Origin of the sequence: Streptomyces niveiscabiei, assembly GCF_001419795.1 — a bacterium.
GTDB classification, from domain to species: Bacteria; Actinomycetota; Actinomycetes; order Streptomycetales; family Streptomycetaceae; genus Streptomyces; species Streptomyces niveiscabiei.
Map to the genome: position 1 here is coordinate 1 of NZ_LIRL01000625.1, position 8306 is coordinate 8306.

Below are 8306 nucleotides of genomic sequence, written 5' to 3' on the forward strand. Positions count from 1 at the left end.
CGACGACCTCACCGCCGCCCGCGCCGGGACCCTCTCCAGGACCGTACCCGGGCCGTCCATCGGGGAGATCGAGGAGTTCCTCACGCTCGCCGGGGGCTTCGACGAGGCTGCGGGCGACGCCCGTCTACACGTGCCACTGGCCGGGCGGCGGTGAGGTCGTCGTGCCGGAGGTAGACCTTCGCCCGGGGTGTGTCCCAGTCGCCGAGGTCGAGGGCGAGGAAGGGGTAACCGTCGGCGTCGGGCAGCGACGCGAACGCCTTGTCGTGGCCCAGGCGTTGCAGTGCTTCGCGGACGGTCGCCGCCGCGTGCTCGGGGCCCCGGGCGGAGGGGTTGAGGTAGACCTTGACGGCCGGGACGCCACCGGGCCGCAGCTCCAGGGCGATCCACAGGGCCAGCGGCCCGTGCGGGTCGTCGGGGAGGAACAGGTCGGTGAGCGCGTCGAGTTGGCCGGTGGAGAAGTCCCAGGCGCGGGCGAGTTCACGGACGACGGCGAGCCCGGTACGGCCGTTGCCCGCCAAGTCCGGTTCCAGGCAGCCGGGTTCGATGAGGACGCGTAGAGCGGGCGGCCTGCCGGGGAGGTGGGCGAGGGAGAACTCGACGGGGGTGTGGTCGTCGGAGAGGAAGGTGCGGGTGGGCGGCGGCAGGTCCAACGGCCGTTCGGCGACGGGTCCGAGGGCGGTGAGGAGGACGGTGGCGTAGTGCTCGGCGTCGGCGGGGGCGAGCCCCGAGACGTCGCACAGGCGCAGCAACTGGCCGACGGTGAGGGCCCCGAGCGTGGGCGCGCCGTCGCCGGGCCGGGGCGCGGTGGCGTTCATCGCGCCACCTCCGGACCGCCGACGTGGAAATACCCGCCCTGTCGGGCGGGTATCTCGCGGTCGCTGCTGTGGAGTTGGGCCGTCGGGGTGGGGGCGTGCGACCGCCCCCCGGTTATGTACGGTCCGCTGCGGGCTTGCCGTACGGGGCGCCGGAGCGCAGTGGTGTCGCGGAACCTGAGGTCCATGACACCTCCTTCGTCTCATGAGCAACACGGATACCGCGTTGCTCACTACCCCCGGTGACGAACCTTCATGCGGTTGGGGCGAACCCTGTGGATGTTGTGTGAATCACCTTGTGAGCCAGTTGAGGAACTGGCTCCACACGCCCCCGCGTTCGGGCCGCCGCCCGGCGTCGGCGCTGGGCGCCGGGGCCTGGGTACGCGGCTGCGGCGCGGGCTTGTGCACGGGCTGGACCGGCGTGAAGCGCGCGGGCAGCGCGGCGAGCGCCCGGTGGAAGGGCCCCGGACGCCAGGTCAGGCTGCCTTCGGGGACGGCGAGTTCGACGTCGGGGAGCTGGTTGAGGAGGTTCTCGATGGCGGCGACGGCGATGTGCCGCGCGGGCTCCTTGGAGGGGCAGGCGTGCGGTCCCGCGCTCCAGGAGAGGTGGGCGCGGTTGCTGCCGGCCTGCCGGGCGGCGCTCAGCGCGGGGCCGGTGTTGGCGGCGACGAAGCTGACGAGCACGAGGTCGCCCTCGGCGGCCTTGTGGCCGGCGAACTCCAGGTCGGCGGAGGGGTAGTGGGCGGCGAAGTTCGAGATCGGGGGGTTCTCCCACAGGGTGTCGTCCATCGCCTCCTCGATGAGGCCGCCGCCCCCGCCGTACCGGTCGTGGGTGAGGAGCCGGTGCAGGGTGTTGCCGATGAGGTTGCGCAGCGGTTCGATGCCGGCGCCGAGGAGGAGGGCGAGCTGGTGGACCATCTCCTCGTCGGTGAGCGCGGACGGGTGGCGCATCAGCCAGGTGGTGACGTCCTCGCCGGGCCGGGAGCGCTTGAGGACGACGAGTTCGCCGATGGCCTGGTAGAGGACCTCGGCGCTCTTCTCCGCGTTGATGCCGTCGAACATGCCGGAGATGCCGAACAGGACGCGGTCGCCGATGTCGGCGGGGCAGCCGAAGAGTTCGTTGAAGACGAACAGCGGGAGCTGCTTGGCGTAGTCGCCGAGGAGGTCGGCCGAACCGCGCGCGGAGAACTGGGAGATGAGGTAGCCGGAGATCCGCTCGATGCTCTGCCCGAGCGCCCGGGAGTCGATCCGGGCGAGGCTGTCGGTGACGGCCTGACGGAGCCTCAGATGTTCGGCGCCGTCGCTGAACATGCAGTTGGGCCGGTAGGCGAGCAGCGGGGCCACGGGGCTGTCCGGGGCGACCTTGCCGTCGTTGAAGTCCCGCCAGCGGCGCGCGTCCTTGCGGAACGAGCCGGTGTCCTGGAGGAGTTGGAGGGCGGTGGCGTAGTCGGTGACGAGGGTGGCCTCGACGCCGGGGGCGAGTTCCACCGGGGCGGTCGGCCCGTAGTGGCGCAGGTAGCCGTAGTACGCCTGGGGGTCGGCCGCGAACTCCGGCCCGTACAGCGGCACTCGGCCGCCCGAGTTGTGCGCCGGGCACCCGGGCGGGGGCACCGGGGTGGTGGATCGGTCGTCGTCCATGTCTGCTTGGTCTGCCTCGTGGGTGTCAGTGGGAGCGTGCCATCAGGTACTCGACCAGCTTGATCAGCGCCTCGGCCGAGGACTTCTCGTCGCGCGCGTCGCAGGTCACGATCGGGGTGTCGGCCAGCAGGTCGAGCGCCTCGCGCAGGGCCGCCTCGTCGCGCGGCGGCGTGCCGTCGAAGTGGTTGACGGCGATGGCGTAGTCGAGGCCGTACTGCTCGATGAGGTCGATGACGTTGAAGGAGTCGGCGAGCCGTTCGGGGTCGACGAGGACGAGGGCGCCGAGGGCGCCGCGCGCCATGTCCTCCCACATCTGGACGAAGCGCTGCTGTCCGGGGGTGCCGAACAGGTAGAGCACGACGCGGTCGCTGATGGTGAGGCGGCCGAAGTCCATGGCGACCGTGGTGGTGGTCTTGCCCTGGACGCCCTTGAGGTCGTCGACGGACTCGGCGGCCCGGGTCATCGTCTCCTCGGTGGTCAGCGGCTCGATCTCGGAGATCGCCCCGATGAACGTGGTCTTGCCCACCGCGAAGTGGCCGACGACGAGGATCTTGACGGCCGTCTGCTGCTCGCCGCCGCGGACGTACGCCGTCTCATCCAAACTTTGCGCGGAGACCATTCAGCACCTCCTCCAGGATTTCCCGGTCGGCGAGGGGGGCCCGCTGGACGGGCGGGCGGGTGACGAGATGACCGGCCTCGACGAGTGCGGCGAGGAGGATCTTCACGACGCCCAGGGGCAGTTGGGTGTGGCCGGCGATCTCGGCGACGGACAGGTAGCCGGCGTCGCAGATGTCGAGGAGGCTCTGTTCCTCGGGGGTGAGCCGGGTCGGGCGGCGCCGGTCGCCGGGGGCGGCCGTGACCAGGGTGATGAGCGAGAGCTGGCCCTCGTCGGGCAGTCCGCGTCCCCTGGTGATGACGTACGGTCGCACTAACTCCGGCGTCTGGGGCTCGAGTTCGCCGTATCCGCTCATGCCTGGACGCCGATGTTCTCGCGCGGCGGCGTGGTGAGCGCCTTGCCGAGCTGGCCGACGAGTTGCTGCATGCGGAACGTGATGTCCTGCATGTCGACCTCGGGGGTCGCGGAGACGCCGAGGTAGGCGCCCTCCCCGGCGGAGATGAGGAAGACCCAGCCGCCGTCGAACTCGACGAGGGTCTGGCGCCACTGCTGGGAGCGGTCCTCGCAGAAGAACGCGAGCGAGCGGCTGAGCGACTGGACACCGCTCATCGCGGCGGCCACCCGGTCGGCGTTGTCCTTGTCGAACTCCTTGGTGCGGGCCATCAGGAGCCCGTCGGCGGAGATCAGGACGGCGTGCAGGGCGCCTGGAATCTCCAGGGCGCTGTCAAGCATCCATGACAGATCGGCGTTCACGAGACATCATGCCCTTCGCTGCTCGCACCTCTTGTGCTGCTCGTCTGGTCCGGACCGTCGCCGCGGCCGGCCCGGCCGGACTGGGTGCCGCGCTGGAAGGCGCCCATGATCGCGGCGGTCTCGGCGCCGGACCGCCCGCGACCGGTGGAGCGGGAGGCGGCGTCGTCCGAGGTGCCCGGCACGATCGCCATCGGCCGCTTGCGGCGCCGCTTGGGCAGGCCGTCGGAGGTCGTGGCGGTGGCGAGCGGCGTCGCCTCGGGCCCGCCGTACTCGGGCGCGGTGACCGTGGTGACGACCGGCGCGGGCTCCTTCTGCTGGGGGGCGCCGGTGAGGAGGTCGTGCGGCAGGAGCAGGACGGCGCGGACGCCGCCGTACGGGGAGGAGGAGTCGACGGACACCTCGAAGCCGAAGCGCTCGCTGAGCACGCCGATGACCGCGAAGCCGAACTGCGGGGGATTTCCGAGCGCGGAGACGCCGGTGACGCGTTCGCTGGAGAGGAGTTTCTCCGCCTTGACGCGTTCCTCGTCGTTCATGCCGACACCGGCGTCGTCGACGACGATGCAGATTCCCTTGGGGACGGTGCGAATGTTGATCTCGACGACGGTGTCCGGGCTGGAATAGCTGGTGGCGTTGTCGAGGATTTCCGCGAGGGCGAGCGCGACGGGTTCGACGGCGCGGCTGGTGATGCCGAAGTCGACCTGCGAGAGGATCTCGATGCGCCGGTAGTGCCGGACGCGTCCCTGGGCGCTGCGCACCACGTCGTAGACGGAAGCGACGTCGCGCTGGCGGCCGAGCCAGCCGTCGCAGAGCACGGCGATGGACTGGGCGCGGCGGCCGAACTGGGAGTTGGTGTGGTCGATCTCCAGGAGGTCCTGGAGCATGACCGAGTCGCCGTATTTGTTCTGGAGCCGGGAGACGATGAGCTGCTGTTCCAGGGCGAGGCCCTGGAGGGTGCGCATCGCGGATTTCAGTACGGTTTTCGTCGCCTCTTCCGCCCTTTCCTGGGCGGCTTCGACGGATTCCGTGTACTGGTTCTCCAGTTCGGAGTAGTGCGTTCTGAGGCCGGCGACCTCCTGCCTCAGCCCCCGGGCGGTCTGGCGCAGGCGGCCGATGACGGCGACCGCGAGGGCCAGGAGCGCCAGCAAGGCAAGGAGAGCCCAAAAAGCCGGGCTTTGTATGTAATGCGTCATAAGACTCTCTTCAGGCGACTGACGGCCAGTAGCTGAATTCCCGTCAATGCGGGGGGACCGGCAGACCGCCCGCACCGGGGGCATCGTCGTGCACCCATCCGCCCGCTCTGCAAGCGCCGTGATCGTATCACCGCGAGAACCGGTCAAGAACCGCCAATCCCGTGGCCTGAACGGACATTGACGGTCAGTCAGTCGAGGGGCTGCGATGCCCTACTGGACCCGCGCGCGGGCCGGGCTCGCCAGCCCCAGCCGTTCCAGGAACCCCTCCAGCGTGAACGCGGCCATGCCCAGCGCGACGGCGTTCCCCGGCACCGGGGACGCCTGGACCGTCAGCCCCGGCAGCGAGCCCGGCAGGACGTGCCGGGGCAGCTCCTCGCGGACGGCCGGGACGAGCCGGTCGGCCAGCGCGCGGGACATCCAGCCGGTCAGCGTGACCGTCGGCACGTTCAGCAGATTGACCAGGTCACCGAGGGCCGCACCCAGATAACGCGCGGTGCGCGCGAGGAGTTCCGCCACGGCGGGGTCGCCCGCCGCGAGCCCCTCGGCGACGGCGACCACGAAGTCCCGCTGCCCCCTGCGCCGCAGCGCCGGGTGGTCCGGCGCGATCGCGGCGAGCGTCGCCTCCAGGCCGGCCGCCCCGACGTACGCCTCGACGCAGCCGCGCCGCCCGCAGCGGCACGGGCGGCCGTCCAGCTCCAGGAGCGTGTGCCCCCACTCCCCCGCGTTGTTGGTGGCGCCCCGGATCAGCGAGCCGCCCAGGGCGAGGCCGACCCCGACACCGGTACCGAGGTTGACGACGGCCATGCTGTCGACGCTCCGCCCCACCCCGAACCACATCTCGGACAGCGCGACCGCCTTCAGCGGATTGTCGACGTGGACGGGCAACTCCAGCCGGGCGGCGAGGAGTTCCTCGATCCGTACGTCGTGCCAGGCCCAGTTCGGGGCGAACACCGAGACGCCCGCCCCGGGGTGGACATGGCCCGGCATGCTCACCCCGACGCCGACGATCCGCTCCCGCGCGACGCCGCCCGCCTCGACGGCCCGCCCGATCGCGGAGACGATGCCGTCGACGACGTACCCCTGCCCGTTCTCGTGCTCGTCGAGCGCCACCTCGCCCTGGCCGAGGACGCCCAGGGTCAGGTCGTAGACCGTGGCGTCGACGTAGGTCTCGGCGACGTCGACGCAGACGATCCGGCCCCGGTCGGGGTCGATGGCGAGCCGCTCGTAGGGCCGGCCGACGCCGCCGCGCTCGCGCGCCGCGATGACGAGGACGCCCTGCGCGAGGAACTCGCCGACCAGGGTCGTGACGGTCGCCTGGCTGAGCCCGGTGTGCCGGGCCAGCTCCTGGCGGGAGGAGGGACCGAGGTCGAACAGCGCGTGCAGCACCGCGAACCGGTTCTCGCCGCGCAGGTCCCGTGCCGTGTGCCGCGCCACGCGCTCCCCCTCGGTCATTCTCTTGTCGCCGGCTCCAGCGTCAGGGTACGGATCTCCGGCTCGCCCCGCCCCTCCATTCCCCGCGCGAGCAGGGTGACGGGGCCCGGCCAGCCGCGCGGCACCCACAGCGCGTCCGGGTTCCCGCCGGAGAACTCGGGCCGCTCCCCGGCCCAGACCCGCCCGAGGCACTCCCCGCCGGCCCACCCGGTGACCCGTACCTGCGAGGCGTCGAGCCGGATCAACCGCCCGGTGTCGTCCGGGAGATCGAGGTCGATCCACCGCTCCTCGCCCGGCTTCAGCGCCAGCGGCAGCCGGACGACCTCCGCGAGGCCGCGCGCCCCCGCGAACTCGGTGAGCAGCACGTCGTCCTGCACCGCGCAGGACCACTCCTCGACGGCGTCCAGGCCGAGCAGCCGCGCCCGCAGCCCCGGACCGCTCGGGTGATGCGGCCAGGTCAGGGCGATGGCATGGGTGCCGGGGGACAGCAGCAGCCACGGGTTCTCGGCGTTCAGGACCTGCGGCTCACCTCCGTCGACGCACGCCACGATCGGCTCCACGACCCCTTGCACCTGCAACGCGGCATCGCTCGCGGCGTGCACCGTACGGGTGTAGGTGACCGGTGTCCCGACCCGCGTGCTGCTCCAGCCGCCGAGCGTCCGCAGCGGCGCGGGCCCGCCCGCCCAGTGGCCGGTGACCGTCCACACCGCGGACACGTCGGCCGACTCGCGGACCTTCCACAGCCGCCCGAGCCCCCGCAGCGCGCCGAGCCTGAGTGCGGGCAGCCGGGCGTCGTCGAAGTTGGCGTGCCCCCAGATCTCGACGACGGCCTCGACGGCGACGGTGCCCGTCACGTCCCGTACGCCGATGGAGCGGGCGGCCCCGAACCCGGTGAGCGTCGGGTGGGCGCGCCCCGCGACCGTCAGGTCCACGATGTCGGCGGCCCCGGTGAGCAGCAGTTCGTCGACGCCGGTCAGGTCGGTGACGGCCCGGTAGGCGCCGCGCCCCCGGTACACGCCGAGGGCCTCCAGGGCGGGCGGCAGCGCGTGCACCCCGGCCGCCTTCTCGGGCGCCGACTCCGTCCGCACCCGCACCTCCTCCACCCCGGCCGGCTCCAGGGCGACCGGCGCGGGTACGGCGTCGGCGAGGCCGACGGCGCCGTCCGCACCGACCTCGCGCACCCGCACCGCCTCGTCCGGCGCCAGCACGACGACCGTCGCTCCCGCAACCTCCGCCCGCCCCGGGACGGGGACGACGACGTGCTCCTCCCCGATGACGACGGTCACCGGGACCCGGGAGGCGAACACCAGGGTGCCCTCCCCGGCCGCGACGAGGTCCGCCGAGGCGAGGGTCAGCGTGGCGCCGATCCCCCAGGGGTCCAGGGGGACGCCGACGGCCATCAGGGGGCACGAGTCGGCGGCGACGGCGACGGAGGTGCCGCCGACGACGGCCGTACCCTGCGCCGTCCCCAGGTGCGGTACGGCGACGAGGTGCCCGCCGCCCGGGAGGTCCAGCGTGGCGGCCGTCGAGCTGGTCGCGAAGTCGCAGTGGACGTGCGGGAATTGAGTCCCCGGCGTCGCGAGGGCCAGGCGGTCGCCCCAGGTGTCGAGGACCTTCGCGAGGAGCCTGGCCTCGGTGAACTCGGGGCGTTCGACGCCGGTCGAGGAGACGTAGCCGCCGAAGTCGTAGCCGTGGCTCATGAAGTTGCCGGGGCTGCCCCAGTTCCCGGTGGACGGGGTGTAGCCGAAGTTCCAGCCGGACGCCTGGAGATACGGCGCGATCAGCTTGGCCCCGCTCGCGAGCAGCCGGCGCAGGGTGCGGTGGCGCCGGTTGGTCTCGGTGACCAGCAGCGGGACGTCCCGCCGC

Annotated in this window: 8 protein-coding genes; all 8 read right to left on the reverse strand. The window is 72.4% G+C overall.

Features of this window, described 5'->3' with window-relative positions; genetic code table 11:
* Positions 1-80: 80 nt before the first annotated feature.
* Entirely contained in the window at positions 81-815 is a 735-nt protein-coding gene (locus AOK24_RS28505) for a tryptophan dimethylallyltransferase family protein (protein WP_240554169.1), read from the reverse strand.
* Positions 816-1103: 288 nt separating this feature from the next.
* Complete coding sequence (locus tag AOK24_RS28515; RefSeq protein ID WP_055722926.1) at positions 1104-2450, reverse strand: cytochrome P450; 1347 nt, start codon at positions 2448-2450, stop codon at positions 1104-1106.
* A 25-nt stretch (positions 2451-2475) separates the two neighbouring features.
* A complete protein-coding gene (locus AOK24_RS28520) occupies positions 2476-3069 on the reverse strand; it encodes a GTP-binding protein (protein ID WP_055722927.1) in 594 nt (197 codons plus the stop codon).
* Positions 3044-3421: a DUF742 domain-containing protein gene (locus AOK24_RS28525; RefSeq protein ID WP_055722928.1), complete on the reverse strand. Its 378-nt coding sequence runs from the start codon at positions 3419-3421 to the stop codon at positions 3044-3046. Before AOK24_RS28525 ends, AOK24_RS28520 begins: the two co-directional genes overlap by 26 nt.
* A complete protein-coding gene (locus AOK24_RS28530) occupies positions 3418-3819 on the reverse strand; it encodes a roadblock/LC7 domain-containing protein (protein WP_010358086.1) in 402 nt (133 codons plus the stop codon). Before AOK24_RS28530 ends, AOK24_RS28525 begins: the two co-directional genes overlap by 4 nt.
* Complete coding sequence (locus AOK24_RS28535) at positions 3816-5009, reverse strand: ATP-binding protein (protein WP_055722929.1); 1194 nt, start codon at positions 5007-5009, stop codon at positions 3816-3818. Before AOK24_RS28535 ends, AOK24_RS28530 begins: the two co-directional genes overlap by 4 nt.
* 210 nt (positions 5010-5219) lie before the next feature.
* Positions 5220-6461: an ROK family transcriptional regulator gene (locus tag AOK24_RS28540; RefSeq protein ID WP_055722930.1), complete on the reverse strand. Its 1242-nt coding sequence runs from the start codon at positions 6459-6461 to the stop codon at positions 5220-5222.
* Positions 6458-8306, reverse strand: a 1849-nt coding sequence (locus AOK24_RS28545; RefSeq protein WP_055722931.1) for a hypothetical protein, incomplete at its 5' end; no start/stop codon positions are given. The genes AOK24_RS28545 and AOK24_RS28540, both read right to left, overlap by 4 nt.